This is a genomic window from Actinophytocola sp., assembly GCF_036002505.1.
Lineage (GTDB): Bacteria > Actinomycetota > Actinomycetes > Mycobacteriales > Pseudonocardiaceae > DASYTH01.
Map to the genome: position 1 here is coordinate 24292 of NZ_DASYTH010000366.1, position 24435 is coordinate 48726.

Consider the following 24435-nt stretch of genomic DNA (forward strand, 5'->3'; position numbering starts at 1 on the left):
ACCGGCAACTCGCGGGCTCCCCCCGGGGATCCGGCGAGTCCCCGGTTCAGGACCGCGAGTCCCCGGTTCGGGACGGCGAGTTCGGGGTTCAGGCGCGGCCGGTGGTGAGGTCGATCAGGCGGCCGAGGATGCGGCCGCCGTCGGCGCGCAGGCCGTTGTGCAGGTACTCGTTGGTGAGCCAGGGGTGGAAGTGGGGGATGAGCGCGGCCGTCTCGAGCGAGAACCGGGCGTCCACGAAGGGGTCGTCGGTGTAGATCGCGGCAGCCACCGGAACCTTGTTGTGCCGCAGCCGTTCCTCGTCGTAGAGGCGCGGCCATTCGCGCTCGGCGAGGAGTGTCGCCGTCTCCCGGAACGGGGCGAGGGCGCCATAGTCCTCGAACATCCACGGGAACAGGTGCTCGCCGGTCAGCAGCGTCACGTCCACGGCGTAGTCGGCCGGCAGCGTCCGCTGCGCCGACCACCGGGTGGCGCACCCGTCGGCCCAGGACGCCTCGTGGATCAGCGCGTAGATCGGGTTGCGGGCGAACGGCATGAGCAGCGTCTCCGCGTCGTGGAGGAACGCGCGGGAGGCGGCCGGCAGCTCCAGCAGGTAGTGCAGCCGCTCGGCGCCGTCGCTCATCCCGAGCAGGTTGCCCAGCGTGCGGAACCGCCGCCCGGTCAGCCGGTCCCCGCTGGGCAGCCGGACGTCCTCGGTCTCCAGCCACTCGTGGATCGTCCACACCCGCGCCCGGTCGTCCGGGTAGCGCAGGTAGTACCGCTCGACCAGGTCCCAGATCCGGCTGTACGTGGCCCGGTAGACGTCGTCGACCGGCATGCCGACCGGTGGCACCCCGCCGGTGATGAACGCCTGGCGCAACCGCTCCGGCGCCAGCGACAGGTACGTGGTGACGCAGAAACCGCCGAACGACTGGCCGAGCACGCTCCAGGTGTCCACCTCCAGCGCGGCCCGGAAGCGCTCCGCGTCGCGGACGATCGAGTCGGCCCGGAAGTGGCTCAGATACTCGGCCTGCCGACCGCTCTCGCCGTCCAGATGGCCGATCGGGGTCGACCGGCCGGTGCCGCGCTGGTCCAGCATGAGCACCCGGTAGTCCCGCAGCGCCCGGTCCAGCCAGCCCGGCGTGGTCGGGCGCCGGGTCGGCCTGGGCGCCTCGAATCCGGGCCCGCCCTGGAAGAACACCAGGAAGGGCCGGTCCCGCCCGTCCGGGTCGGCGACCTCGCGGGCAAAGACGGTGATCTGCTCGCCGTCCGGTAGGGAATGGTCGAGCGGCACCGGCAGCTCGTGGTCGGTCAGGACGAGCCCGGTCGTGGTGTAGGTGACGGCCATGCCGCCGATCCTGACGTACTTACCCCGCCGGGCGCACGGTCATGTCGCTGACGGCGAAACCCTTGTCCAGCGCCTTGAACTCAACCATGAGGTCGAGCACCCGCTGGATCTTCGCCGGGTCCAGGCCGGAGACGAACTCGACCAGCGCCGTGCTGTGCGCGATGTCGGCATCCACCTTGCCCACCTGCTGCAGCACCGGCTCGACCTTGCTCCGGTCCCGGCCGGCGTCGTCGGTGGCCTTCTTCAGCGCGCGCTGGAACCCCTCGATCGCCGAGCGGTTGCCGTTGACGTAGCTGGCCGTGGAGCCGTAGCCGGTGAGCGGCAGGCCGGCGGTCGGCCCGGTGAGCGTGTCGAACAGCGGGCGGGCGTTGATCTGCTTGACCGCCTGCCGCAGGAACGGCTCGACCAGGAACGCGGCGTCGATCTGGCCCGCGGTCAGCGCCTGGGACATCTGCGGGAACGCCATCTCGACGTACTGCACCCCGTTGGGGTCCATGCCGGCGGCCTTGAGCTGGGCCTGCACCAGCAGGTGCGAGATGGTGAACCGGGCGGTGATCGCGACCCGCTTGCCGGCCAGGTCCTTGATCGACGCTATCGGCGAGTTCTGCGCGACCGCGACGACCGCGTAGCCGGGCGCGGCCGCGGTGGCGTCGGCGACCAGCTTGATGTCCGCCGCGTTCTTCGCCTTGGCCACGAAGAACGGCGTCCAGCTGGAGAACGCCACCTGGACCTCACCGCTGACCAGCTTCGCCACGCAGTCCGCGCCGCTGGCCGCGATGATCGGCTCCACCTCGAGGTTCTCCTGCTTGAAGTAGCCGGAGTTGATCGCGAGGTACAGCGGCACCACGTCCATGGTCGGCAGCACCGCGATCTTGATCTTCGTCGACTGCCCGGAGCCCTGGCTCTGCGGCGACGACGAGGACGACTCCCCGCCCAGTAAGCCGCACCCGGCCAGGGTCAGCAGTGCCAGTGTCAGGCCGAAAATCCCCCGAAGTGCTCGCATGGCCAATCAGTATGACGTACCTAGGGGTCTTGACGGCTGGACAGCTCGGCGTCCCGCTCGGCCGCCGGATGGCCACGCTCTCCGGCGGCCAGCGCGCGCAGCTGGCGCTGGCCCTGGCGATCGCCAAACGGCCGGAGCTGTTGCTGCTCGACGAGCCGGTCGCGAGCGTGGATCCGGCGGCGGATCGCGTAGCCTGCCCCGATGCATGCCGTCGCGAACGTCCTGGTCGGGCTCGTCGCCCTGATCCACGCGTACATCCTGGTGCTGGAGATGTTCCTGTGGAACACGCCGCGAGGCCGGGCGGCGTTCGGCACGGACCCGGAGTTCGCCGAGAAATCCGCCACGCTGGCCGCGAACCAGGGTCTGTACAATGGTTTCCTGTCAGCGGGCCTGATCTGGGGGCTGGTCGCGGGCGCTCCGGTCGGCTACCCCGTGAAGATCTTCTTCCTGGTCTGCGTGATCATCGCCGGGCTCTACGGCGCCGCCACGGTCAGCCGCCGCATCCTGCTCGTCCAGTCCCTACCGGCCGCGCTCGCCCTGGCCGCCGTGCTGATCGCGCACTGAGATCCAGGAAACAACGTGACAGCGACGGGGCATTCCTCCCTGACGGCCCGCTCGCACAAGATCGGCCGGTCATGATCACCACGCAGCGCGTCGAGAGCCCCGAGCTCGGCTTCCCGATCAGTGCAGTGCGTGACATCCAGTGGCAACATCCGCGGCACCCGGCGCTCGTGCACCGGCTGAGCTTACCGTGGAGCTCAGCGGACTGAGATCCGTCATTTACGACTGATCGACGGCGCCGCTCTTGATGGCTTGGATAAACGTGCCGAGACGAGCGACACGCAGGCAGTCACCGGGGTTCTTGGAGTCGCGGATGGCGTCGAGAGTGGATGCCAGCTCGATGCAGTCAGATTCCAGGCCACTATAGGTGCTCTTACGCCAACGGGTCATTCCAGACGCTCCATTTCACTGATGACATTGGTGATGAGCTCGACGGATTCTGCCGGGCTCAGCGCCGCCCGCCGCACGGCGGCGGAGGCCATCTTGTATGCGGTGACATCTCCCTCGTCGTACAGAAAAACGCCGGAACGGTGATGTTCCAGGTGGACGATTGACGGTGACTCGGCGAAGTTGTACAGCCCGAAGGGGCCCATCAGGCCGGGGTGCCAGCCCTCGCCGACCGGGACGATCTGAATGGTCACGGTGGGCAGCTCGGCGGACTTCAGCAGGTGCCGCAGTTGAGCGATCATGACGTCGCGGCCGCCGATGGCCTGGCGGAGGGCGGGCTCGCCGATCAGGGCGGAGAGCTCGGCCGGCACGGGTTTGCGGTCGGTCAGCACGCCCTGGCGGGACAGTCGCAACTGTACCCGGGCCTCGACCTCGTGCCGGGCGAGTGCGTCGTTGTTGGCGTAGATGGTGTGCGCGTACTCGGCCGTTTGCAGTAGGCCGGGTACGAGCAGCGGTGACCAGTTGACGATTTCGATCGTGGTGCGCTCGCACTCGATGAGGCCGGCAAGTTGCTGCGACACCCCGACGGTGAGCCAGTTCGGGTCGGCGGCGTTACGGGCCAACTCGAGGATCTCGGTGCGCCGCCGGCCGGTCACCCCGACCACGGCGAGCAGGGCGGACACGTCGTCGGGATGGGGCACCCGCTTGCCGTTCTGCCACTGGGAGATCGTGGTGTGCGAGCGGTCGAGCACCCGGGCGATCTCCCGAATGCCCATTGTGGAGCCGTCCAGCTCCCGGCGCAGTGCGGCCGCCAGCGCGCGCGTGCGCGGTGTAGCTGCGGTGACGGGCACGTTCCACACCTTACGGTCCGATGTGCTCATCGAAAACCACCCTCCGGTTCGTGACCAGTCCCACATGGTTCGTGACCAATATTGAACCGCAGTGGAGGGTTCCGTAGACACAGGACCCTGATGCGGCCGCGGTTATGACGCGACCGCCCGAAGAAAGAAAGGACCCCTCGGCCCGGCGAGACCTGCCTCAGCGCGGCGGAGATGTCCTCGTACTGCGGCGCGCAGTCCACAGTGAATTTCGAACGCGGCCGCTCGGACCCTGATGAAACTCAGCTCATGCGGCCGGCTACGGGTTCGCCGCGACCATGCCTGGCGGGGAGGGTGGCCGGACGCGGCGTGACCGGCCACCCTCACCCCGACAAACGGTACGACCGAACGGCGCCGCCCGGAGCACATCGGGACAACTGGCCACACTTCGGGACAAATATCCTACTAATCGGACACCGGATCGGCCGACCGCACGTGGCGCAGCACGGCGCCGGCAATCGCCCCGTAGGCGAGGTGGTCGGCCACCTGCGGCGCCAGCGGGAGCGCCCGGACCTGCGGAAACCGCCGGGCGGCCAGGCCGAGATCCACCGCGGCGATGGCGAGGCCGGCGAGCGCACCCCAGGCCGCCGTGCGCCGGCGGGGAAGGACGGCGGCCAGCACCACACCCCAGCCGACCGAGAGCGCGGCGTGCACCGGGACGGCGGCGGCCAGCAGCCGCACGCGGCTCGTCTCGCGGCGCAGCAGCAGGGAGCCGGCGGCGGCGGCGGCCTCGAGCGGATCGCCGCGGGTGAGCAGCGCGTGTGCGGTGGACGGCGCGCCGCTCAGCACACCGGCCACCGCGCCGGCCAGGATTCCGCCGCGGAGCACGGGTTTCACCGGGCGAGCCGGTGGTAGCGGCGCACCGCGAGCGGGGCGAAGACGGCGACGAGCAGCACGGGCCACACGATAGCCATGAGCGTGGCGTGCTGCGCGATCCAGGAGCCGCCGGCGGTGCCGGCGGTGCCGGGATTGCCGAACAACTCGCGCACCGCGGAGACGGTGGGCGAGAGCGGGTTCCACTCCGCGGCGGCTCCGAGCCAACCGGGTATGGTGTCCGGCGGGACGAACGTGCTGGCCAGGAAACCCACCGGCCACACCAGGATCTGCGCGGCCACCACGGACTCCGGACCTTTGACGATCAGTCCCAAGTAGACACCGAGGCACAGCACGGCGAACCGGAAGAGCAGCAGCAGCGCGACCGCTCCGGCCGCGGCGCCGGTCCCGCCGTGGGCGCGCCAGCCGACCAGCAACCCGCAGCCGATCATGACCGCCAGCCCGAGCGCGGAGTTGACCAGGTCCGACACCGTGCGCCCGGCGACCACCGCGGACGGCGCCATCGGCAGCGAGCGGAACCGGTCGGTGATCCCGCGCGCCGCGTCCGCGCTGACCGCGACCATGGTCGTCTCGACGCCGAACAGCATGGTCAGCGCGAACATCCCGGGCATGAGGAACTCGCGGTAGCCGCCACCGCCCGGCACGACCATGGCGCCGCCGAACAGGTAGCCGAACATCAGCACGACCAGCACCGGGAACAGCAGCGCCACGACCAGCGGCCCCGGTTGCCGGGCCCAGCGCGCGAAGTCCCGCCGCGCGATCGTCCAGGTGTCGGTGATTGCCCAGCGCATCAGCGGTCGCCTCGTTCCGGGAAGGCAACGTCACGTTGCCTCCCTCCGGTGAGTTCAAGGAACACCTCGTCGAGCGTCGGGAGGCGCCGCTCGACCCGGTCGCCGCCGACGGCCGCCTTGAGCTCGTCGGGGGTGCCGTCGGCGATCACCCGACCGCCGTCGAGCACGACGATCTGACCGGCGAGCCGGTCGGCCTCGTCCAGGTACTGGGTGGTGAGCAGGACCGTGGTGCCGCCGGCGGCCAGCGACCGGACCGCGGACCACACCTCGTTGCGGCCCCGGGGATCCAGCCCGGTGGTCGGCTCGTCGAGGAACAGCACGTCCGGCGCGACGATCAGCCCGACGGCCAGGTCCAGGCGCCGGCGCATACCGCCCGAGTAGGCCGAGACCGGCTTGCGACCCGTGTCCGCAAGCCCGAACCGGTCGAGCAGCTCGTCCGCCCGACGCGCGGCAGCCGGCCGGCCGAGGTGCTGCAGCCGGCCGAACAGCTCCAGGTTCTGCTTGCCGGACAAGGCTTCCTCGACCGCGGGATGCTGCCCGACGAGCCCGATCCGGCGCTTCACCTGGCGCGCCTGGTGCAGCACGTCGAGCCCGGCCACCTCGGCGCGCCCGCCGTCCGGGCGGAGCAGCGTGGCCAGAATCCGCACCGCCGTGGTCTTTCCCGCGCCGTTCGGGCCGAGCAGCCCGCACACCGTGCCGGCCGGCACCGCCAGATCGACCCCGGCCAGCGCCACGACGTCGCCGTACCGCTTGCGCAGGCCCTGCGTGAAGATCGCGAACTCGTTCATGGTTCCGTTATCGTACACTGTACGGTACATGTTACGGTACAGCTTGACCTAAGCTACCGGCCTGATGACGGAGTACAGCGGATCCGGCGACCCGGCACGCAGCCTCGCCCTGCTCTGGCGCACCCGGGAGCGGGTCAGCCGCAAGGGAAAGCCGGACCTGAGCGTCGAGGTGATCGTGCGCGCCGCGATCGCCATCGCCGACGCGTCCGGCCTCGGCGCGCTGTCCATGCGCCGGGTGGCCGAGCGCCTCGGCGTGGGCACGATGTCGCTCTACACCTACGTTCCGGGCAAGGCCGAGCTGCTCGACGTCATGCTGGACACGGTGTACGGCGAGCGTGCGATGCCCGAGGACGTGCCGGGCGGCTGGCGCGGCCGGCTCGAGCTGATCGCCCGGCAGAACCTGGCGCTGTACCAACGGCATCCGTGGCTGCTGCAGGTCGCCACCAGCCGGCCGGTGCTCGGCCCGAACACCATCGCCCGGTACGACTACGAGCTGCGCGCCATCGACGGCATCGGGCTGTCCGACGTGGAGATGGACTCGGTGCTCACACTCATCTCCGGTTACGTGCACGGCGCGGCCCGGGGTGCGGCCGAGGCGGCGGCCGCCGAGCACGACACCGGGATGAGCGACCAGCAGTGGTGGTACGCGCACGCCCCCTTCCTGGAGCGGATCCTCGACCCCGGCCGGTACCCCACGGCGGCCCGGGTCGGCTCCGCGGCCGGCGAGGCCCACCAGTCCGCCTACAACCCCGAGCACGCCTTCGAGTTCGGCCTGCAGCGCGTGCTCGACGGCATCGAGGTCCTCGTCGACTCGCGCTAGGCTGCGAGACGGTTCGGCCGCGCGACAAGGGGGTTGCTCATGCGCCGCTCGTCCTTCCTCGTTCTGATCACGGCACTGGTGGGGGTCGCCCTGACCCCGGCCGTCGCGAACGCTCGACCCGGCGGTCCGCTCCGCCCGGTGCGCGCCTGCGCGGAGCTCGTTGGGAACTACGCCATTCCGGACGCGACCACGCACGTGACCGACACGGCCGAGGTGCGGGCCGAGGGGCAGCCCGCGTACTGCAGGGTGACCGGGTTCGTCGAGCCGGCCGTGCGGTTCCAGTTGCGGCTGCCGCTGGACAACTTCCGCGGCCGCTACCTGCAGTACGGGTGCGGCGGCTTCTGCGGGACGGTCTTCGACCCGGCGTTCCCGGACTGCGGCCCGGAAGCCGGCGACTTCGCGGTCGCGGCCACCGACGACGGGCACGTCGGGCACGGCATGTTCGACGGGGTGACCGACGCCAGCTGGGCGGCCGACAACCAGGCCGCGCGGGACGACTTCGCGTTCCGCGCTCCGCACGTACTGTCCCGGGCCGCCAAGCGGATCATCGCGGCGTTCTACGGCGCACCGCCGCTGCACTCCTATTTCAGCGGCTGCTCCACCGGTGGCCGGGAGGGACTGCTGCTCGCGCAGCGGTACCCGACCGACTTCGACGGCATCGTGGCCGGTGCGCCGGCCAGCATCGCCGGGCCGCTCGGCGTGTACCAGGCGTGGCTCGCCCGGGCCAACACCGGCGCGGATGGCGCTCCGGTCATCACCGCGGCGAAGCTGCCCGCGCTGCACGACGCCGTGCTCGCGGCCTGCGACCGGACCGACGGGTTGGTGGACGGCCAGATCGACGACCCGCGGGCCTGCCGGTTCGACCCCGCCGCGGTGCGGTGCGCGGGGGCGGACGCGGCGGACTGCCTGACGCCGGCCCAGGTGGAGGCGGCCCGCAAGATCTACGCGGGCCCGACCGACGCGCACGGCGTGCGGCTCTACCCCGGTTGGGAACCGCTCGGCTCGGAGCTGGCCTGGGACGTGTGGATCATCCCGAACCCGGTCTTCGGCGCCCCGGAGTCGGCCGCGGCATCCATCGGCGACAACTTCCTGCGCTACCTGGGGTTCCCGATCGGCGCGCCGGCCTCGTCGCTGGCCACCTTCGGCTTCACCCTGGGTGAGTTCTTCCGGCTGACCCCCGAGGGGATCAAGGCCAACGCGATGAACCCCGACCTCAGCGCGTTCCACCGGGCCGGCGGCAAGCTCATCCTCTGGCACGGCTGGGCCGACCAGGCCATCCCGCCGGTCGGCACGATCGACTACTACGCGCGGGTCGTCGACGCCAACGATGGCGCGGCGCGGACCCGGCAGTTCGCCCGGCTGTTCCTGGTGCCGTCGCTGTACCACTGCTCCGGTGGCGACCGGATCACCGAGTTCGACCCGGTGCGCGCGCTGGTCGGCTGGGTCGAGCACGGCGCGGCCCCGGACCGCCTCGTGGCCACCGGTCGCGACGCGGCCAACAACGTGGTGCGCACCCGGCCGGTGTTCCCGTACCCGCTGGTGGCGCGCTACGACGGCAGCGGCAGCGTGGACGACGCGAGCAACTTCCAGCCAGCCCGGGTGGCCGCGCCGGCCCCGGACAAGGTCCGCTGGGCGGGCGAGTTCCTCAACCGGATCCCCGGCCCCGTCGCCCGCTGAAATGCCCTGAAGGCGGCTTTCGAGACGTTGAATGCCCTGAAGGCCGCCTTCAGGGCATTCGAGCTTCGGTAACTCTCCGCGCAGGAGGCGCTGCTCCATCTGGGTGACGCCTGGTCCAGACCTTGACAGTTAAGTGGTCTAGACCACATATTTCATCCACAACCCCTGCATCCACCAAGGAGACACCGATGTCTCGTCTTCGATGGCATCTGCCAGCGATCTTCGTCGTGGCGCTGCTCTTGGTCCTCGGTCTCGTGGTCACCCCGAACCAGGCCGCCGAGGGCGCGGGCGGCGTCAGCGCGACGTTCAGCAAGTCGTCCGACTGGGGAACCGGCTACGAGGGCAAGTTCACCATCAACAACGGCAGCACGAGCACGCTCGCCACCTGGCGGGTCGAGTTCGACCTGCCCGCCGGCCACCGGATCAGCAGCCTGTGGGACGGCAGCTTCACCGCCAGCGGCCAGCACGTGACCGTCAACAACACCTGGAACGGCAACGTGGCGCCGGGCGGCACGGCCAGCTTCGGCTTCAACGTGGCCTACACCGGGGCGTACTCGGCGCCGACCGGCTGCCTGGTCAACGGCGGCTCGTGCAGCGCCGGTGGCCCGCCGCCGACCAGCACGACCACGACCACCACCACCACGAGCACGAGCACGACGACGACCACCACGACGACGTCGAACCCGCCGCCGCCCAACGGGCGCAAGAACGTCGGCTACTTCGTCGACTGGGGTGTCTACGCGCGCAACTACCACGTGAAGAACATCGAGACCAGCGGCTCGGCCGGCAAGCTCACCGCCATCAACTTCGCCTTCGGCAACGTGACCGGCGGCGGGTGCGCCATCGGTGACACCTTCGCCGACTACGACAAGTTCTACGACGCCGCGTCCAGTGTGGACGGTACGACGGACACCTGGGACACCGGCGCGCTGCGCGGCAGCTTCAACCAGCTGCGCAAGCTCAAGCGGCTGCACCCCGGGCTGAAGGTGATCTACTCGTTCGGCGGCTGGACCTGGTCCGGCGGCTTCGGCCAGGCCGCGGCCAACCCGACCGCGTTCGCCAACTCCTGCTTCAACCTGGTCGAGGACCCGCGCTGGGCGGATGTGTTCGACGGCATCGACATCGACTGGGAGTACCCGAACGCCTGCGGTCTCACCTGCGACAGCAGCGGTCCGGCCGCGTTGAAGAACCTGCTGCAGGCCCTCCGGTCGCGGTTCGGCTCCAGCGCCCTGGTCACCGCGGCGATCACCGCGGACGGCAGCACCGGCGGCAAGATCGACGTGGCCGACTACGCCGGCGCCGCGCAGTACGTCGACTGGTTCAACGTGATGACCTACGACTTCTTCGGCGCCTGGGCGGCGCAGGGCCCGACCGCCCCGCACTCGCCGCTGACCTCCTACACCGGGATTCCGACGCAGGGGTTCAACGCCGACGCGGCCATCCAGAAGCTGAAGGGCAAGGGCGTCCCGGCCAGCAAGCTGCTGCTGGGCATCGGCTTCTACGGCCGCGGCTGGTCCGGCGTCACGCAGTCCACGCCGGGCGGCACCGCCACCGGCCCGGCGCCCGGGACCTACGAGCAGGGCATCGAGGACTACAAGGTGCTCAAGACCCGCTGCCCGTCCACCGGCACCATCGCCGGCACCTCGTACTCGTTCTGCGGCGGCCAGTGGTGGAGCTTCGACACCCCGAGCACCATCGCCGGCAAAATGAGCTACGTCCGCGGCCAGGGCCTCGGCGGCGCCTTCTTCTGGGAGCTCACCGGTGACACCACCAACGGCGAGCTGATCACCGCCATGCGCAACGGTTTGTAGGTGGAAACGCGATGAAGGGGGCCTTCCTCGCCTCCAGCGTGAGGAAGGCCCCCTTCATCGCCCTTGACCTCCAGCTAACTAGAGCTTCTACGGTCCCCCCATGCACGCGATCCTCCAGCGCGAGTTCGGCCCCGCGGAAACCCTCCGCTACGAACAACTCCCCGACCCCTCACCCGCGCCCCACCAGGTCCGCATCGCCGTCGCCGCCGCGGGCATCCACCTGCTCGACACCACCATCCGCAAGGGTGCGTCCGGTGGCCCGTTCCCGCTGCCCGCCCTCCCCATGACCCCCGGCCGCGAGGTCGCCGGCGTGGTGGACGCCGTCGGGTCCGATGTGGACACATCGTGGCGCGGCAAGCGGGTCGTCGCGCACCTCGGGCAGGCCAGCGGTGGGTACGCCGAGCTGGCGCTGGCCAACGTCGAGGCGCTGCACGAGCTTCCCGACGGGCTGGCCGACGACGCGGCGGTGGCGATGATCGGCACCGGGCGGACCACCATGGGCATCCTGGAGACCGCCGCGCTCACCGCGGACGACGTGGTGCTGGTGACCGCGGCCGCGGGCGGCATCGGCAGCCTGCTCGTCCAGGAGGCACGCGCCATCGGCGCCGAGCCGGTCGGCGTCGCCGGTGGGCCGGCCAAGGTGGAGCAGGTTCGCCGGCTCGGCGCCGAGATCGCCGTCGACTACACCGAGCCGGGCTGGCCGGACGCGGTGCGGTCGGCCCTGGACGGTCGTGAGGTGACCGTCGCGCTGGACGGCATCGGCGGCGCGCTCGGCCGGGCCGCGCTGGAGCTGATCGGCGTCGGCGGCCGGCTGCTCATGTTCGGCTGGGCCTCCGGCGAGCCCATTGCGTTGAACGCCATGGACATCTTCGCCCGCGGGCTCACCGTCGGGGTCGCGGTCGGGCCCAAGCTGCTGAGCCGGCCGGGTGGGCTGCGTGAGCTCGAGACCCGCTCGCTCGAGGCCGCCGCGACCGGCCGGCTCGTCCCGCTGATCGGCCAGGCCTTCCCGCTGGCCAAAGCGGCGGAGGCACACACCGCGCTGGAAACCCGCGCGACGATGGGCAAGACGGTGCTCAAGCCGTGATCAAGTCACGTTGACCCACCGGGACTCCGCCGCACACGCTGTTAAATAACCCGCCGCGCGGGGGTGAGCTTCGGCACCATACGCGAGTGGTTGTCGAGAACGGCCCCCCGCGCGGCGGCCCCAGGCTCGCTCCGGAGTTCCGCGCGCTGATCGTCTCGCGCGTCGTCTCCTACGTCGGCGACTCGGTCAGCCTGGTCGCGCTGATGTTGCAGGTGGCCACGACCGCGGGGCAGGCGCTGGCGGTCTCGTTGCTCCTGCTGGTGGGTGACTTCGCGCCGGCGCTGGTCAGCCCGCTCACCGGGATGGTCGCCGACCGGGTCAACCGCAAGCACCTGATGGTCGGCTGCGAGCTGGTCCAGGGCGCCGTGCTGGTGCTGATCGCGCTCACCCTGCCGCCGCTGCCGGTGCTGCTCGCCCTGGTGGCGCTGCGGGCCACGCTCGGGCAGACGTTCCTGGCCGCCTCCCGTGCGGCAGTTCCTTCGCTGGTCGGGAAAACCGAGCTGGCCCGGGCCAACTCGCTGCTCGGGTTCGGGACCAACGGCGCGGAGGCGGTCGGGCCGTTCCTCGCCGCGGCGCTGTTCGGCGTGCTGGGCGTGCGTGGGGTGTTGCTGGTGGACGCCGCCTCGTTCGCCGTGTCGGCGCTGCTGCTGACCGCGGTCCGCTCGCTGCCGGTGACCGCGGAACCCGGTGCGCGGCAAACGTTTCTGGCCGGCGCCCGGGCCGGGCTCGGTCAGCTGTGGGCAGTGCCGGCGGTGCGGATCATCGTGCTGGCGTTCTGCGCCGTGGTGGCGTTCAACGGGATCGACGACGTGGCGCTGGTCTACCTGGTGCGGGACACCCTGCACGCGCCGGCGTCCGCGGTCGGCCTGGTGCTCGGCGGGGTCGGCGTGGGCCTGCTCGCCGGATACCTGCTGCTGGCCCGGTTCGGTGCCGCCGCGCCCATGGTTCCGTTGCTGCTCGGCGGTCTCGCGCTGAACAGCGCCGGCAACCTGCTCACCGGCCTGGCCTGGGCGGTGAGCGCGGCACTGGTGCTGCAGACCCTGCGCGGCCTCGGCATCGCGGCCATGGACACCGCGGCGAACACGTTGCTGCAGCGCCTGGTTCCGGACACCGCGCTGGGCCGGGTGTTCGGCAACTTCCACGGCGCCGTCGGGGTCGCCGCCGCGGTGTCCTACGTCGGCGGTGGCCTGCTGCTCGACGCCACGAGCGCGCCGGTCACGCTCATCATCGCCGGCACGGGCGGCCTGCTGGCAGCGATCGCGGCCGCGCTCACCCTGCGCCGAACGCTCACACCAGACCCATAATTCGCCGGAATGGACTGAAAGGCTGCTATTCCGGGCGATCATCGCTGATTAGCATCGAATTTCATGGCGAAATTCGGTAGTCGCACGGTGTCTTTCTCTTCGGCTCGGTGGCGTAGCGCCAGTTTAGCCCTGCTGCTGGCCGTCTCCACCGTACTGCTCAGCGTCAGCGTCGAGTCCGGCGAGGAGGAGGCCGGCGAGGCCGAGGAGGCGCTGGAGGGAATCGCCGGCCCGGCCGGAGCCGACGACTGGTTCGCTGCCCAGCGGGTGTTCCCGTTCGGCTCGCTGGACGTCGGTGAGATGCAGGACCGTGCGCGGGTCACCGCGGCCAACCTGCACGCCGCACCGGGCATCCAGGCGGCCTGGCAGCCGCTCGGCCCGGCGAACATCGGCGGCCGGATCACCGACCTGGTCGCGCACCCGACCCAGGCCAACACCGTTTTCGCCGGTGCGGCAACGGGTGGCGTGTGGCGCAGCACCGACGCGGGCGCCACGTTCACCTCGGTGTGGAACCCGAGCCTGTCGCCGTCCATCGGCGCGCTGGCGATCACCGGCAACGGCACGCTGTACGCCGGGACCGGGGAGGGAAACCCGGGCGGCGGCAGCGTCACGTTCCCCGGTGCGGGGATGTTCCGCTCCACCGACAACGGCGCGAACTGGCAGTCGCTGGGGCTCTCCGGCACCGACCGGATCGGCCGGATCGCCGTGGATCCCGGCAACGCCAACCGGTTGTTCGTCGCGGCCGCCGGGAACCTGTTCGTCCCGGGCGGACAGCGCGGCCTCTACCGGACCACCGACGGCGGCACCACCTGGCAGCTCGTGCTGGCCGGCGCCAACGGCACCACCGGCGCGATCGACGTGGCGGTCGCCCCGAACAACCCGAACCGGATCTACGCCGCGATGTGGGACCACAAGCGCCAACCCAACGGGCGGGTGTACGGCGGGGTCGGCTCCGGGATCTACCGCAGCACCGACGGCGGCACCACCTGGACGCGCCTGGCCGGCGGGCTACCCGCGGCCGGCACCAACCTCGGCCGGATGGGGCTGGCCGTGGCGCGCAGCGACCCGAACCGGTTGTACGCCATCGCCTCCGACACCTCCGGCGACTTCGTCGGGTTCTGGACGTCCACCAACGGCGGGGACACCTGGACCCGGCTCACCAACACCTCCGCGGTGTCCTCCGCGCAGTCCACCTTCGGCTGGTGGTTCGGCCGGATCTGGGTGGATCCGGCCAACGCCAGCCGGGTCTGGGTGGCCGGCACCTCACTGGTCGAATCCCTGGATGCGGGCGCGAACTGGCGCCGCTCCACCGCGGTGCACGCCGACCAGCACGCCATGGCCTGGGATCCGCTCACCTCCGGCCGGGTCTACCTCGGCGACGACGGCGGCGTGTACCGCTCGTCGTCCGGCGGCTCGGCCACCGGCACCTGGACGAAGTCCACCTCCCAGGCGCACCTCCAGTTCTACACCGTCGCAGTGTCCAAACAGGACAATTCACGGATCAGCGGCGGCCTGCAGGACAACGGTTCGGTGCGGTCCTGGGGCGCCACCAACTGGAACTCGATCCTCGGCGGCGACGGGTTGCAGAACCTGATCGACCCGACCGACCAGAACAAGGTCTACGCCTGCTCGCAGAACGGCTCGTGCAGCCGCTCCACCAACGGCGGCTCCACGATGACCGGGTTCGGCGCCACCACCTCTGACCGCCGCAACTGGCTCACCCCGGTCGTGTTCGACCCGGCCAACCCGGCGGTCATGTACTACGGCGGCAACCGCCTCAACCGGTCCACCAACTCCGCCCAGTCCTGGACCGTGATCAGCCCCGACCTCTCGCACGGCCCCGGCGGCGTGGACGGCTTCCCGTTCGGCACCATCACCACCATCGCCATCGCACGCACCAACCCGGCCACCATCTACGCCGGCACCGACGACGGTCGCCTGTGGATCACCCGCAACACCGGCTCCACCTGGACGGAGATCACGACCGGCCTACCCACCCGCTGGATGACCCGGGTCACCGTCGACCCCACCGACGCCAACCTCGCCTACGTCGCCGTTTCCGGCTTCCGCAACGGAGATCCGGCCGCGCACGTCTTCCGCACCACCAACGGCGGCTCCTCCTGGCAGGACATCTCCGGCAACCTCCCCGACGCCCCGGTCAACGACCTCGTGCTGGATCCCCGCAACCGCACCAGGTTGTACGCCGCCACCGACGTCGGCGTGTTCCTGTCCACTGACAACGAGACAACCTGGACCCCACCCGGCACCGGCCTCCCCCTCGTCCCCATCTCCGACCTCGACGCCACCGACACCGGCACCACCACCCTCCTCACCGCCGCCACCTACGGCCTCGGCATGTACCGCCTCAACTGAACAGGCGACCGACGCAAACTCAGGCCGCGTCGGTGACCGTCACCGTGACAGTGTGATCGTCGAAGTTGGCAACGAGGTCAAGCCGACCGCCGAGAGCCTGAACATAGCGGGCGATTGTGTCGATTGTGGACACTTCGCCACGCTCTATCTGGGACACCCTACCCGGGGTGACTCCCATAACCTCGGCAAGCTGGGCTTGCGTAAGCCCACGCTGCTTCCGCTCTTCTGCAAGCCGGTGCCCGCTCTGGCTCGCCAGCAGAGACTTACGACGCCGCTCAGCCTGCTCCACACCGCCAACGCGCTCAACGTAGGCATCGCGATCCCATTTGGTATACCCGGTCATCTGGACTCCTCCTCGGCCCGCTCCTTCAGATAGATCTCATACAAATGCTCGGCGCGCGGCATAGCTTCCTGATACCACCGGCTCCATCGCCCAGCCTTGTCACCCGCCACCAACAGGATCGCTGAGCGCCACGGATCGAACACGAACAGGATGCGAATCTCACTGCTGCCAGCAGAGCCAGGACGCAACTCCTTCAAGTTCTTGATCTTCGAATGAGCGATGGCGTCGACCAACGGCCTACCGAGGACCGGTCCCGAGCAACTCAATGCATAGATTGCGTCATCAACGAGGTCGGCTGACCTGGGATCGGACTCCTGGAGCCGGCCAAGCCACCCGGCAACCTCGTCCGTCAGGTAGATCTCCCATGCCACCACGAGTCGACTATAGCAAAACCTATAGCAGCCGGGCGCCCCTGCGACCTCACTCGATCCTCGGCGGCGACGGGTTGCAGAACCTGATCAACCCAGTCCTGGACCGTGATCAGCCCGACCTCTCGCACGGCCCCGGCGGCGTCGACGGCTTCCCGTTCGGCACCATCACCACCATCGCCGCCGCCCGCACCAAACCGGCCACCACCAACGGCGGCTCCACCTGGCCGGACATCTCCGGCAACCTCCCCGACGCCCCGGTCAACGACCTCGTGCCGGATCCCCGCAACCGCACCACCTTGTACACCGCCACCGACGTCGGCGTGTTCCTGTCCACTGACAACGGGACAACCTGGACCCCACCCGGCACCGGCCTCCCCCTCGTCCCCATCTCCGACCTCGAAGCCACCGACACCGGCACCACCACCACCCTCACCGCCGCCACCTACGGCCTCGGTCTATACCGCCTCAACTGATTTGTCCCCAGCCCCGACCCTCCCCTGTGGATAGCCGGATGCCGCCGTCGGTGTCCGTAGGTAGTCTCACGGACACCCACAGGAAGAGGGAGGGAGTCGTGAACCCAACCGAGGAACTCCACTACAGACGCATCAAGGCCAGCGCGGATCTTGCTCGCGCCCATGGCATCGTGGCGTCCTACAACGCCGGCTTCGCCTACTGGCAAGAAATGATCATCTACTACAACACGTTTATCGGCTACGTCCGCGGCTGTCTTGGCGAACCCGAGCCCGACCCACCCAAGGAGTTTCGATGATCACAGAAGAAGAGTTCCGCGCTCACCTGGCCATGATGGACGACTTCCTCAGGAGGTCGAAGGAAGACGAGATCGAACAACTCACCGCCTGGATCGAGGCGGATTCGGACCCCGGCATGCGCGCACTGCTGCAGGAGCGGCTAGACGCGATCCGGCCGTAGGAGCATGGCGAGCTACAGGCCGAGTCGGCTGAGCACGGCCGATGCCACGGCCGTGCGTTGGTCGGTGAGGTAGAAGTGGCCGCCGGGGAAGATCTCGAGGTCGAACTGGCCGGTGGTGTAGTCGCACCACCGGCCGGCTTCCTCGACGCTGACCCGCGGGTCGGCGCCGCCGGTGAGGGCGAGGATCGGGCAGCGCAGCGGCGGGCCAGGCCGGTAGGTGTAGGTCTCGATGGCGCGGTAGTCGGCGCGTAACGCCGGCAGGATCATGGCGCGCAGCTCCGGCTCGGCGAACACACGCGGGTCGGTTCCGCTCAGCGCAGCCACTTCGTCGAGCAGGCCGTCGTCGTCGCGCAGGTGCACGGTCTCGTCGCGGTTGTCCGCGGGCTCGCGGCGGCCGGAGACGACCAGGTGCCGCGGCACCACGCCGTGCTCCCGCTCCAGCCGGCCGGCGACCTCGAACGCCACCGCCGCGCCCATGCTGTGTCCGAACAGGACGGTCGGGCGGTCCAGCCACGGGACCAGCTCGGCGAGCACCCCGTCGGTGAGCTCCTCGATGGTGGACAGGCACGGCTCGGACAGCCGGTCCAGCCGGCCCGGGTACTGGATCGTCAGCACGTCCACCTGAGCCGAGAGCGCCTCGGAGAGCGGGAGGTAGAAACTGGCCGAGCCGCCTGCGTGCGGCAGCAGCACCAGCCGAACCGGCCGGTCCGGCGCGGGATGGAAGCGGCGGATCCAGGAGCCGCCGCGGGTCTGTGTGGTCATGCCTCCCCTTCGATGCTCAGAGGTCGTCCTCGCCCAGCCCGGCCTGCTCGAGATCCAGCACGCGCTGGATGCGCCGCCGGGTGCCGTCGGTGATCGCGCCGGACTCGAACAGCCGGGTGAGCTCCGCGCCCTCCACCGCGAGCAGCTCGTGGCGCAGCCCCCGGTAGGCGAGCGCGGCCGAGTTGTCCGGCTCGTCCGCGTCTCCGGCCGCCGCCCGCGCGGCCCGGGCCTCCCAGCTCTGCCGGAGCTGCTCGACCACGAAGTCCGGCGCGGCCTCGGTCTCGGCGACGCCGTCGAGGTGCTGGAGCCCGGCCTGTGCCAGCCGCATCCGGGCGAACGTGTGCTCCTGGCGCACGTCCTCCGGCCGCAGCGCGATGCCGGCCAGGCGCACCAGCGGCGCCAGGGTGAGGCCCTGCACCACCAGGGTCAGCACGATCACCGCGATGGACAGCAGCAGCACCAGGTCGCGGTTCTCCAGCGGGGCGTTCCCGGACGTGGTGAGCGGGATGGACAGTGCCGCGGCCAGCGGGACGACCCCCCGGGCCCCCGCCCAGGACACCACCGCCGGCACCTGCCAGGACGGCCGGCGCACCCCGCTGCGCCGCTGGGCCAGTGCCGAGAGCGGGAACACCCACAGCAGCCGCACCACGACCAGCGTCGCGGCGATGGCCAGCGCCTGCACCGGCCAGACCGTGTCGGTCCCGGTGAGCCGCCGGACCAGGGCCGGCAGCTGCAGCCCGATCAGGCCGAACACCACGCTCTCCAGCAGGAAGATCACCGTGCCGTTGACGGCGCCGAGCTGCAGCCGCAGGTGCGCGTTGGTCATCCGGTGGGCCTGGGTGCCGAGCACGATGCTGGCCACCACCACCGCGGTGACCCCGGAGGCGTGCACCGACTCCGCCGCGACGTAGGCGGCGTACGGCGTGACCAGCGAGACCACGGTCTCCAGCACCGGCTCCTCGGTGCGCCGCCGGATCACGTACGCCCCCGCGGCGACCACCGCGCCGGCCAGCACCCCACCGCCGGCCAGCACCGCGAACTCGGTCACGGTGCGTCCCCAGTCGGCCACCCCGCCGGCGACCACAAGACCCACCGCCAGCCGGAACAGCAGCAGGCTGGTGGCGTCGTTGAACAGGCTCTCGGCCTGGACCAGCGCCTGGATCCGCGGCGGGAGCGCGAGCCGGCGGCCGAGCGCGGTCACCGCCACCGGGTCGGTGCTGGCGAGCACCGCGCCGAGCACGAACGCCATGCCCAGCGGCAACGGTGTCAGCGCCACCGCGACGGCCGCGACCCCGGCCGCGGTGGCCAGCACCAGACCGACGGCGAGCGTGGTCACCGGCCGCCACACCGCGCGCAGGTCCCGCCACGGCAGCTCCTCCCCCGCGGCGAACAGCAGCGGCGGCAGCACGATCAGGCTCACCACGTCCGGCGTGACCTCGATCGACGGCACCCCCGGCACCAGCCCGATGATCACCCCGGCGATGACCAGCAACGTCGGCGCCGGCACCCGCAACCGCCGGGCGAACGTGGCCACCACCGTGGCGACCACCACCAGGAACAGCACGGTCTCGACGCTGCGCATGTCTCCCGGGAACCTCCCATGATCCAGTCCCGTGCCGACCAGACTTCCCGGCGCGCCGGGTCCAGGCTACTTGACCAGCGATAAGTTGTGGCCATGACACAGGGGCTGTGGACCGAGGTCGATCACTACTTCACCGACGCGCTGGTGGCGCGGGATCCGGCGCTGGAGGCGGCGCTCGCGGCCAGCGACGCGGCCGGGCTGCCAGCCATCAGCGTCGCCCCGAACGAGGGCAAGCTGCTCTACCTGCTGGCCCGCCTGCGCGGCGCGCGGCGCATCCTGGAGATCGGCACGCTGGGCGGCTACAGCACGATCTGGCTGGCCCGCGCGCTGCCGAACGGCGGCAAGCTGATCACGCTCGAGTACGACCCGCGGCACGCCGAGGTGGCCCGGGCCAACATCGCGACGGCCGGGCTGGCCGACCGGGTCGAGGTGCGGGTCGGGCGCGCCCTGGACACCCTGCCCGAGCTGGCCCGCGGCAAGCCGGGTCCGTTCGACCTGACCTTCATCGACGCGGACAAGCGGAACAACGCGGAGTACTTCCGCTGGGCACTGCGCCTCTCCGCGGTGGGCAGCCTGATCATCGTGGACAACGTGGTGCGCGACGGCCGGGTCGTCGACGGCGCCTCGAACGACGCCAACGTGCAGGGCACCCGCCGGCTCATCGAGGTGCTCGCCGCTGAGCCACGGGTCAGCGCGACCGCCGTGCAAACCGTCGGCGCCAAGGGCTACGACGGCTTCGCGCTCGCCCTGGTGGTTTCGCCCTGATCCACCCGATTGGAAAGCAATGTCACATTGCTTTCCTTCTACCGCAGGAATGTCACATTGCTTCCCGGCGTGCCACGTCGAGAGCGGCGATCCGGGGCGCCCGCGACTTCGGGCTGTCCAGACTGACACTACGCGCGTCGCCGAGCTGCTCGCTGATGAACGCCTCGGTTTGCTCAACTGTGGACAGCAGCGCCTTGTCCTTCGCGGCCCGGGGATCGAAGGTCCACCAGGCGATCCGCTGACCGTCCACATCGTACTGCCAGAGGCCCACGAGCCGGCCGCGGTCCACGATCATGTTGTCCGGCGGGTCGGTGTGCTGGGCCAGCGTTCGCTTGTCACCGGGCACCAGGGTGTCCCGGCCGGTGGCGTCGAGCAGGCTCGGCAGGTCGCGGCGCAGCAGGTGCAGCCCGTCGAGGATGGCCAGCAGCGCATGGTCCGGTTCGCGCGGCGGGACGAACGCCGCGAACGCCTCGGCATCCTCAGGCAGAGCAAGGATTCCGCCGCCAAGGTCGACCGGGTTCAGCTCGGCCACCGCGGCTGTGGCGTCGCGCGCGGAGAACCCCGTGAACCAGCGCAGGTGCGCCAGCGACGCGCCGCCGGTCCACCGCAGGTAGCGGCGGGCCAACTCGACCCGGGCCTGCTCGCCGGTGAGCCCGGACTCCGGCGGAGTCCAGCGCACGTAGGAGAACCGCTGCTGGTCGAGCCTGCCGGCGACCGGCACCCGGCGCAGGTCTCCGGACGCCTGCAGCAACCCCAGCGCGACCGGCAGCGTGGTGGTGACGCCCTTCTTCTTCCCGGCCTCGCCGAGGTTGCGTACCCGGTCGCCGAGCTTTGCCTTGAGCGCAGCGGGATCCAGCGGCCCGCCGGCCACCGCGTCCAGCACCGCGTCGCACAGCGCGTCGATCTCCGCGCGCGGCACGCCGAGCTTGGCCACCGTGGCCACCTCCGCCTCCGGCGCACCCCGGCCGACCTGCAGACCCAGCCCGAAGTCCGCGGCCGGCAGCACGTAGGCGCACCCGCGCGCCGAGGGCAGCTCGTGCACGGCCAGCCCGGCCACCGCACCGTCCACATCGGACCGGAAGAGGCCGGCCCGGGCGAACAGCGTCAGGTACGGGTTCGCCCCGCCGACCGAGCGCGCCCACCCGGTCCGGTCCAGCACCGTCGTGGGGTCCGCGCCGGCCAGCGACCCGTCCAGCCCCTGCCGGTGCCACCACCACGCCCGCAGATCCGTCACTTCTGTTGCTCCGGCGCCATGACCGACTCGGGCCGGGCCGGCGGCCGCAGCGGATCCTCGTCGAATTCGTCGATCGCCAGCTGCGGCGTCGGTCCGGGGAACTCCGCGGACACGTCCATCTACTCGTTCCTCTCCATCGTCAACACGCCCAGTTCCGTTGCCGCGCCGACCAGCCGGGCCAGCCGAGCGGCCTCGGCGCGCGCGGCGGCCCGGCCCCGGCGGGTGATCCGGTAGCTGCGCCGCCGCTCGGCCCGCCGGTCGGCGCGCAGCGACTCGGCCGCGACGTCCTCGGTGGCGATCTCCTCCACCAGCCCGTCCACCCGCATCCGTTGCAGGGACCGGTAGAGCGTCGCCGGACCGAGCGTAACCGTGCCGCCGGTGAGCTCCTCGACGTCGGCCATCAGCGCGTAACCATGCCGTTCTCCGTTGTGCAGGGCGAGCAGCAGCGCGAAGACCGCGGGAGTCAACGGCTGATCCGGCTCCGCCATGCCTGCCCAATCTTATATCCGCCACGGCTAGTATCCGTGCCGGATAATACCCGCAACCCCGGCGCGACCAGGGCCGACACGCTCGACGAGGCGTCTCCCACGGATAGAAGCCGGCTCAACGAATCGGGGCCGGGGCCGGGCCGCACCGTACCGTTGTCCAGGACCAATGTGTGGGTCGTCAGACGAGGCGGGAACGATGGATCAGTGGACCGAGGCGAACTGGCCGAGCCGCGCCAATCCGCCCGTCCTCCGCGCGGTCGCCGGGCGCAGCCTGCGGGTCCTGCCGCGCCCCGACATTTCGTACGACCCCGGCCGGCTGCCCGCGCTCGCGCCGGACGCGATCCGGGTACTGGTGGTCAGCGACGACGTGCTGGCCCGCCGCGGCGTGCTGGCCGCGCTCGACGACCAGCCCGGGATGGTGGTGGTCGGCGACCGCGGGCCCGGCCCGGGGGTGGCCGCGGCGATCCTGTCCGCCAACCCGGATGTCGTGTTGCTGCACGGGTTGACCGCCGAGGAGGCCGAGCCGACGCTGGCGGCGGTACGGCAGGGCGGCCGCGCCGCACGCGTGCTCGCCGTCGGCACCCGTACCGATCTGTCCACTATAGACAATGAGATCTGCGGCCGGCTGCCGGCGAGTGCCGACCCGGAGCAGGTGGCCGCCGCCGTGCGGATGGCCGCCGCCGGCTACGTCCTCCACCGCGGCCCCGCGGCCCCGCCGCCCGCGGATCCCCGCGACGCCAAGGACTTCGCGCAGGCCGCCGGGCTCACCGACCGCGAGTGCGAGGTGCTGACCCTGGTCGCGCGCGGCCTGTCCAACGCCGAGATCGCCACCGCGCTCACCGTCTCCGAGCACACCGTGAAGTCCCACGTGCAGAACCTGCTCGGCAAACTCAAGCTCCGCAACCGGATCCACGCGGTGATCTTCGCGTTCGACACCGGCCTCGCCCGCCCGGGCGCGCGCGACTAGCCGGCGGCCATGCGGATCCGCATCCTCGGCCCGGTCGAGATCCAGGACGACACGCGCGGCCGCCGTCTCGCGGTCAGCGGCGTCCAGCGCCCCGCGCTGCTGGCCACCCTGGTCGTGCGCGCCGGCCGAACCGTCTCCGCCGACAAGCTGATCCAGGAGCTCTGGGGCGCCGACCCACCGGTCAACGCCGCCAACGCGTTGCAGGCCCACATCAAACGCCTGCGCCAGCTGATCTGCTCGGCCTTCGGCGAACCGGACCGCATCCGCTCCCGCGCACCGGGCTACACACTTCACCTCGCCCCCGGCGAGACCGACGCCGAGGAGTTCACCACCCGCGTCACCGAAGCCCGTGCCCTCACCGCGCTCACCCCCGGCCGCGCCATCCCCCTGCTCCGCGCCGCACTCGCGCTGTGGCGCGGCCCGGCCCTGGACGGCTGCGCCCAAGGCGACATCTGCCGCGCCGAAGCCCTTGCCCTGGAAGAAAACCGCCTCTCCGCACTGGAGACCCTCTACGACGCCTGCCTGCGCGCCAACCGCCACCAGGAGATCATCGGCGAGCTCGAACAGGCCACCACCACCCACCCGCTCCGTGAGCGCCTGCACGACCAGCTCATGCTCGCGCTCTACCGCTGCGACCGCCAATCCGAAGCCATCGGCGTCTACGACCGCATCCGCCGCCGCCTGCTCACCGATCTCGGCGCCGAACCCGGTCCCACCCTCCGCGCCACCATCCAGGCCATCCTCGCCCAGTCCCCGCACATCCTCCCCGAACCCGGCCCCCGCTCCCTGACCGACGAGCTCGCCGCCCTCCAACGCCAACTCAACACCCTCGCCCGCCGCCAGGCCGCCCTCGTCAAAATGATCGGCAACACCACCCCGACCCCCCGCTGACCCGCCGGTGCGATGAATGACGCTTTCGTCGCACCGAGCGCGACGAACGACGCATTCACCGCAGTTGGTGGGTTACCAGAGGTCGCCGGCGAAGTCGGGGATGGGGATGTCGCGGCGGAGGATGGCTTGGAGTTCGGTTTTGGCGCGGAGGTAGTCGGCGGCGATGTCCTCGGGGACGCCGTCGGGGGTGGGGTGGCGGGGCGGGGAGCCCGGGTCGCAGGCGCCGGCGAGGTCGGCGGCGAACGTGGACTCGGCGCCGCGGGCGGCGCGCAGGAAGGCCACGGAGAGCACGATGTCGACGCCGATCTCCTGGAGCGGGCGGTGACCGGCGGCCGGGCCCGGCATCAGGTGCAGCACCTGGGCCACCGAGCGGGCGAGCTCACGCTCGATCAGCTCGCGGTTACCGGCGAAGGCGATCTCGTCGTCTCGCAGCGTCATGTCGGCCTCCGGCCACACCCCGAAGAGAGCTC

28 protein-coding genes and 1 pseudogene are annotated in these 24435 nt (G+C 71.0%); 14 read left to right on the plus strand and 15 right to left on the minus strand.

The features are described from left to right. Window positions 1-88: 88 nt before the first annotated feature. Both VGR06_RS32065 and VGR06_RS32070 read right to left on the minus strand, forming a co-directional pair. On the minus strand, window positions 89-1324 hold the full coding sequence (locus VGR06_RS32065; RefSeq protein WP_327562922.1) for an alpha/beta fold hydrolase: 1236 nt from the start codon (window positions 1322-1324) through the stop codon (window positions 89-91). 19 nt (window positions 1325-1343) lie between these two features. Then, on the minus strand, window positions 1344-2327 hold the full coding sequence (locus VGR06_RS32070) for an ABC transporter substrate-binding protein (RefSeq protein WP_327562923.1): 984 nt from the start codon (window positions 2325-2327) through the stop codon (window positions 1344-1346). Window positions 2328-2371: 44 nt separating this feature from the next. Between VGR06_RS32070 and VGR06_RS32075 the strand changes: the two are divergent. Both VGR06_RS32075 and VGR06_RS32080 read left to right on the plus strand, forming a co-directional pair. Continuing rightward, window positions 2372-2515, plus strand: a pseudogene (locus VGR06_RS32075) (ATP-binding cassette domain-containing protein); the annotation flags it as partial. A 13-nt stretch (window positions 2516-2528) separates the two neighbouring features. Further along, window positions 2529-2891 (plus strand): DUF1304 domain-containing protein, encoded by a 363-nt coding sequence (locus tag VGR06_RS32080; RefSeq protein WP_327562924.1) that lies wholly within the window; start codon window positions 2529-2531, stop codon window positions 2889-2891. 216 nt (window positions 2892-3107) lie between these two features. Here VGR06_RS32080 and VGR06_RS32085 read toward each other — a convergent pair whose 3' ends face one another. The 5 genes from VGR06_RS32085 to VGR06_RS32105 form a co-directional block, all read right to left on the minus strand. After that, window positions 3108-3278, minus strand: coding sequence for a DUF397 domain-containing protein (locus VGR06_RS32085; protein WP_327562925.1), 171 nt, complete (start codon window positions 3276-3278; stop codon window positions 3108-3110). Next, a complete protein-coding gene (locus VGR06_RS32090; RefSeq protein ID WP_327562926.1) occupies window positions 3275-4156 on the minus strand; it encodes a helix-turn-helix transcriptional regulator in 882 nt (293 codons plus the stop codon). The genes VGR06_RS32085 and VGR06_RS32090 overlap by 4 nt, the downstream gene beginning before the upstream one ends. A 402-nt stretch (window positions 4157-4558) precedes the next feature. Continuing rightward, a complete protein-coding gene (locus tag VGR06_RS32095) occupies window positions 4559-4990 on the minus strand; it encodes a hypothetical protein (protein WP_327562927.1) in 432 nt (143 codons plus the stop codon). Continuing rightward, a complete protein-coding gene (locus tag VGR06_RS32100) occupies window positions 4987-5778 on the minus strand; it encodes an ABC transporter permease (protein WP_327562928.1) in 792 nt (263 codons plus the stop codon). Before VGR06_RS32100 ends, VGR06_RS32095 begins: the two co-directional genes overlap by 4 nt. Then, the gene (locus tag VGR06_RS32105) at window positions 5778-6566 is read right to left on the minus strand and encodes an ABC transporter ATP-binding protein (protein WP_327562929.1); all 789 of its coding nucleotides are present in this window, start codon (window positions 6564-6566) and stop codon (window positions 5778-5780) included. The genes VGR06_RS32100 and VGR06_RS32105 overlap by 1 nt, the downstream gene beginning before the upstream one ends. Window positions 6567-6630: 64 nt before the next feature. Here VGR06_RS32105 and VGR06_RS32110 point away from each other — a divergent pair, with 64 nt between their 5' ends. The 6 genes from VGR06_RS32110 (at window position 6631) to VGR06_RS32135 (ending at window position 15632) form a co-directional block, all read left to right on the plus strand. Then, window positions 6631-7386: a TetR/AcrR family transcriptional regulator gene (locus VGR06_RS32110; protein WP_327562930.1), complete on the plus strand. Its 756-nt coding sequence runs from the start codon at window positions 6631-6633 to the stop codon at window positions 7384-7386. A gap of 39 nt (window positions 7387-7425) precedes the next feature. Further along, on the plus strand, window positions 7426-9063 hold the full coding sequence (locus VGR06_RS32115; protein WP_327562931.1) for a tannase/feruloyl esterase family alpha/beta hydrolase: 1638 nt from the start codon (window positions 7426-7428) through the stop codon (window positions 9061-9063). A gap of 188 nt (window positions 9064-9251) precedes the next feature. Continuing rightward, the gene (locus tag VGR06_RS32120; RefSeq protein ID WP_327562932.1) at window positions 9252-10874 is read left to right on the plus strand and encodes a glycosyl hydrolase family 18 protein; all 1623 of its coding nucleotides are present in this window, start codon (window positions 9252-9254) and stop codon (window positions 10872-10874) included. Between the two features lie 100 nt (window positions 10875-10974). After that, window positions 10975-11958, plus strand: coding sequence for a zinc-binding dehydrogenase (locus tag VGR06_RS32125; protein WP_327562933.1), 984 nt, complete (start codon window positions 10975-10977; stop codon window positions 11956-11958). Between the two features lie 86 nt (window positions 11959-12044). Then, entirely contained in the window at window positions 12045-13262 is a 1218-nt protein-coding gene (locus VGR06_RS32130; RefSeq protein ID WP_327562934.1) for an MFS transporter, read from the plus strand. An 87-nt stretch (window positions 13263-13349) separates the two neighbouring features. Continuing rightward, on the plus strand, window positions 13350-15632 hold the full coding sequence (locus tag VGR06_RS32135; RefSeq protein ID WP_327562935.1) for a glycosyl hydrolase: 2283 nt from the start codon (window positions 13350-13352) through the stop codon (window positions 15630-15632). Window positions 15633-15651: 19 nt separating this feature from the next. On the opposite strand, the gene VGR06_RS32140 is transcribed toward VGR06_RS32135, so the two are convergent. Together VGR06_RS32140 and VGR06_RS32145 are read right to left on the minus strand one after the other, a co-directional pair. Continuing rightward, window positions 15652-15975: a helix-turn-helix transcriptional regulator gene (locus VGR06_RS32140; protein ID WP_327562936.1), complete on the minus strand. Its 324-nt coding sequence runs from the start codon at window positions 15973-15975 to the stop codon at window positions 15652-15654. Beyond that, the gene (locus VGR06_RS32145) at window positions 15972-16349 is read right to left on the minus strand and encodes a type II toxin-antitoxin system RelE/ParE family toxin (RefSeq protein WP_327562937.1); all 378 of its coding nucleotides are present in this window, start codon (window positions 16347-16349) and stop codon (window positions 15972-15974) included. Before VGR06_RS32145 ends, VGR06_RS32140 begins: the two co-directional genes overlap by 4 nt. Window positions 16350-16420: 71 nt before the next feature. Between VGR06_RS32145 and VGR06_RS32150 the strand changes: the two genes are divergently transcribed. The 3 genes from VGR06_RS32150 to VGR06_RS32160 all read left to right on the plus strand — a co-directional run bounded on the left by VGR06_RS32150 (window position 16421) and on the right by VGR06_RS32160 (window position 17276). Further along, a complete protein-coding gene (locus VGR06_RS32150) occupies window positions 16421-16819 on the plus strand; it encodes a hypothetical protein (protein ID WP_327562938.1) in 399 nt (132 codons plus the stop codon). Between the two features lie 98 nt (window positions 16820-16917). Further along, a complete protein-coding gene (locus VGR06_RS32155; protein WP_327562939.1) occupies window positions 16918-17115 on the plus strand; it encodes a hypothetical protein in 198 nt (65 codons plus the stop codon). Further along, complete coding sequence (locus VGR06_RS32160) at window positions 17112-17276, plus strand: hypothetical protein (RefSeq protein WP_327562940.1); 165 nt, start codon at window positions 17112-17114, stop codon at window positions 17274-17276. Before VGR06_RS32155 ends, VGR06_RS32160 begins: the two co-directional genes overlap by 4 nt. Window positions 17277-17288: 12 nt before the next feature. On the opposite strand, the gene VGR06_RS32165 is transcribed toward VGR06_RS32160, so the two are convergent. Then, on the minus strand, window positions 17289-18038 hold the full coding sequence (locus tag VGR06_RS32165; RefSeq protein ID WP_327562941.1) for a thioesterase II family protein: 750 nt from the start codon (window positions 18036-18038) through the stop codon (window positions 17289-17291). Window positions 18039-18054: 16 nt separating this feature from the next. Beyond that, window positions 18055-19620, minus strand: a complete 1566-nt coding sequence (locus VGR06_RS32170) for a Na+/H+ antiporter (RefSeq protein WP_327562942.1) — start codon at window positions 19618-19620, stop codon at window positions 18055-18057. Window positions 19621-19713: 93 nt separating this feature from the next. Here VGR06_RS32170 and VGR06_RS32175 point away from each other — a divergent pair, with 93 nt between their 5' ends. After that, window positions 19714-20385, plus strand: a complete 672-nt coding sequence (locus VGR06_RS32175; protein WP_327562943.1) for an O-methyltransferase — start codon at window positions 19714-19716, stop codon at window positions 20383-20385. A 52-nt stretch (window positions 20386-20437) separates the two neighbouring features. Here the strand turns inward: VGR06_RS32175 and VGR06_RS32180 are convergent, their stop codons facing one another. The 3 genes from VGR06_RS32180 to VGR06_RS32190 are packed head-to-tail and all read right to left on the minus strand — an operon-like array spanning window position 20438 to window position 22107. Beyond that, a complete protein-coding gene (locus tag VGR06_RS32180) occupies window positions 20438-21619 on the minus strand; it encodes a DNA glycosylase AlkZ-like family protein (RefSeq protein ID WP_327562944.1) in 1182 nt (393 codons plus the stop codon). Further along, a complete protein-coding gene (locus VGR06_RS32185) occupies window positions 21616-21738 on the minus strand; it encodes a hypothetical protein (protein ID WP_327562945.1) in 123 nt (40 codons plus the stop codon). The genes VGR06_RS32180 and VGR06_RS32185 overlap by 4 nt, the downstream gene beginning before the upstream one ends. Next, window positions 21739-22107, minus strand: coding sequence for a PadR family transcriptional regulator (locus tag VGR06_RS32190; protein WP_327562946.1), 369 nt, complete (start codon window positions 22105-22107; stop codon window positions 21739-21741). Between the two features lie 196 nt (window positions 22108-22303). Here VGR06_RS32190 and VGR06_RS32195 point away from each other — a divergent pair, with 196 nt between their 5' ends. Both VGR06_RS32195 and VGR06_RS32200 read left to right on the plus strand, forming a co-directional pair. After that, window positions 22304-23074, plus strand: coding sequence for a response regulator transcription factor (locus tag VGR06_RS32195; protein WP_327562947.1), 771 nt, complete (start codon window positions 22304-22306; stop codon window positions 23072-23074). A gap of 9 nt (window positions 23075-23083) precedes the next feature. Continuing rightward, window positions 23084-23965 carry an AfsR/SARP family transcriptional regulator gene (locus VGR06_RS32200; protein ID WP_327562948.1) on the plus strand — a complete coding sequence of 294 codons (882 nt, stop codon included), beginning with the start codon at window positions 23084-23086 and terminating at the stop codon, window positions 23963-23965. A gap of 72 nt (window positions 23966-24037) precedes the next feature. Here the strand turns inward: VGR06_RS32200 and VGR06_RS32205 are convergent, their stop codons facing one another. Continuing rightward, the gene (locus tag VGR06_RS32205; protein WP_327562949.1) at window positions 24038-24403 is read right to left on the minus strand and encodes a hypothetical protein; all 366 of its coding nucleotides are present in this window, start codon (window positions 24401-24403) and stop codon (window positions 24038-24040) included. Window positions 24404-24435: the final 32 nt, after the last annotated feature.

What these genes read in the sequence shown, in the direction of transcription:
- VGR06_RS32100 (WP_327562928.1), bottom strand. Translation starts at nt 5,778, where the DNA reads ATGCGCTGGGCAATCACCGACACCTGGACGATCGCGCGGCGGGACTTC.
- VGR06_RS32115 (WP_327562931.1), top strand. Translation starts at nt 7,426, where the DNA reads ATGCGCCGCTCGTCCTTCCTCGTTCTGATCACGGCACTGGTGGGGGTC.
- VGR06_RS32175 (WP_327562943.1), top strand. Translation starts at nt 19,714, where the DNA reads ATGACACAGGGGCTGTGGACCGAGGTCGATCACTACTTCACCGACGCG.
- VGR06_RS32090 (WP_327562926.1), bottom strand. Translation starts at nt 4,156, where the DNA reads ATGAGCACATCGGACCGTAAGGTGTGGAACGTGCCCGTCACCGCAGCT.
- VGR06_RS32160 (WP_327562940.1), top strand. Translation starts at nt 17,112, where the DNA reads ATGATCACAGAAGAAGAGTTCCGCGCTCACCTGGCCATGATGGACGAC.
- VGR06_RS32170 (WP_327562942.1), bottom strand. Translation starts at nt 19,620, where the DNA reads ATGCGCAGCGTCGAGACCGTGCTGTTCCTGGTGGTGGTCGCCACGGTG.
- VGR06_RS32105 (WP_327562929.1), bottom strand. Translation starts at nt 6,566, where the DNA reads ATGAACGAGTTCGCGATCTTCACGCAGGGCCTGCGCAAGCGGTACGGC.
- VGR06_RS32200 (WP_327562948.1), top strand. Translation starts at nt 23,084, where the DNA reads ATGCGGATCCGCATCCTCGGCCCGGTCGAGATCCAGGACGACACGCGC.
- VGR06_RS32140 (WP_327562936.1), bottom strand. Translation starts at nt 15,975, where the DNA reads ATGACCGGGTATACCAAATGGGATCGCGATGCCTACGTTGAGCGCGTT.
- VGR06_RS32085 (WP_327562925.1), bottom strand. Translation starts at nt 3,278, where the DNA reads ATGACCCGTTGGCGTAAGAGCACCTATAGTGGCCTGGAATCTGACTGC.
- VGR06_RS32205 (WP_327562949.1), bottom strand. Translation starts at nt 24,403, where the DNA reads ATGACGCTGCGAGACGACGAGATCGCCTTCGCCGGTAACCGCGAGCTG.
- VGR06_RS32125 (WP_327562933.1), top strand. Translation starts at nt 10,975, where the DNA reads ATGCACGCGATCCTCCAGCGCGAGTTCGGCCCCGCGGAAACCCTCCGC.
- VGR06_RS32120 (WP_327562932.1), top strand. Translation starts at nt 9,252, where the DNA reads ATGTCTCGTCTTCGATGGCATCTGCCAGCGATCTTCGTCGTGGCGCTG.
- VGR06_RS32165 (WP_327562941.1), bottom strand. Translation starts at nt 18,038, where the DNA reads ATGACCACACAGACCCGCGGCGGCTCCTGGATCCGCCGCTTCCATCCC.
- VGR06_RS32185 (WP_327562945.1), bottom strand. Translation starts at nt 21,738, where the DNA reads ATGGACGTGTCCGCGGAGTTCCCCGGACCGACGCCGCAGCTGGCGATC.
- VGR06_RS32190 (WP_327562946.1), bottom strand. Translation starts at nt 22,107, where the DNA reads ATGGCGGAGCCGGATCAGCCGTTGACTCCCGCGGTCTTCGCGCTGCTG.
- VGR06_RS32065 (WP_327562922.1), bottom strand. Translation starts at nt 1,324, where the DNA reads ATGGCCGTCACCTACACCACGACCGGGCTCGTCCTGACCGACCACGAG.
- VGR06_RS32195 (WP_327562947.1), top strand. Translation starts at nt 22,304, where the DNA reads ATGGATCAGTGGACCGAGGCGAACTGGCCGAGCCGCGCCAATCCGCCC.
- VGR06_RS32110 (WP_327562930.1), top strand. Translation starts at nt 6,631, where the DNA reads ATGACGGAGTACAGCGGATCCGGCGACCCGGCACGCAGCCTCGCCCTG.
- VGR06_RS32080 (WP_327562924.1), top strand. Translation starts at nt 2,529, where the DNA reads ATGCATGCCGTCGCGAACGTCCTGGTCGGGCTCGTCGCCCTGATCCAC.
- VGR06_RS32070 (WP_327562923.1), bottom strand. Translation starts at nt 2,327, where the DNA reads ATGCGAGCACTTCGGGGGATTTTCGGCCTGACACTGGCACTGCTGACC.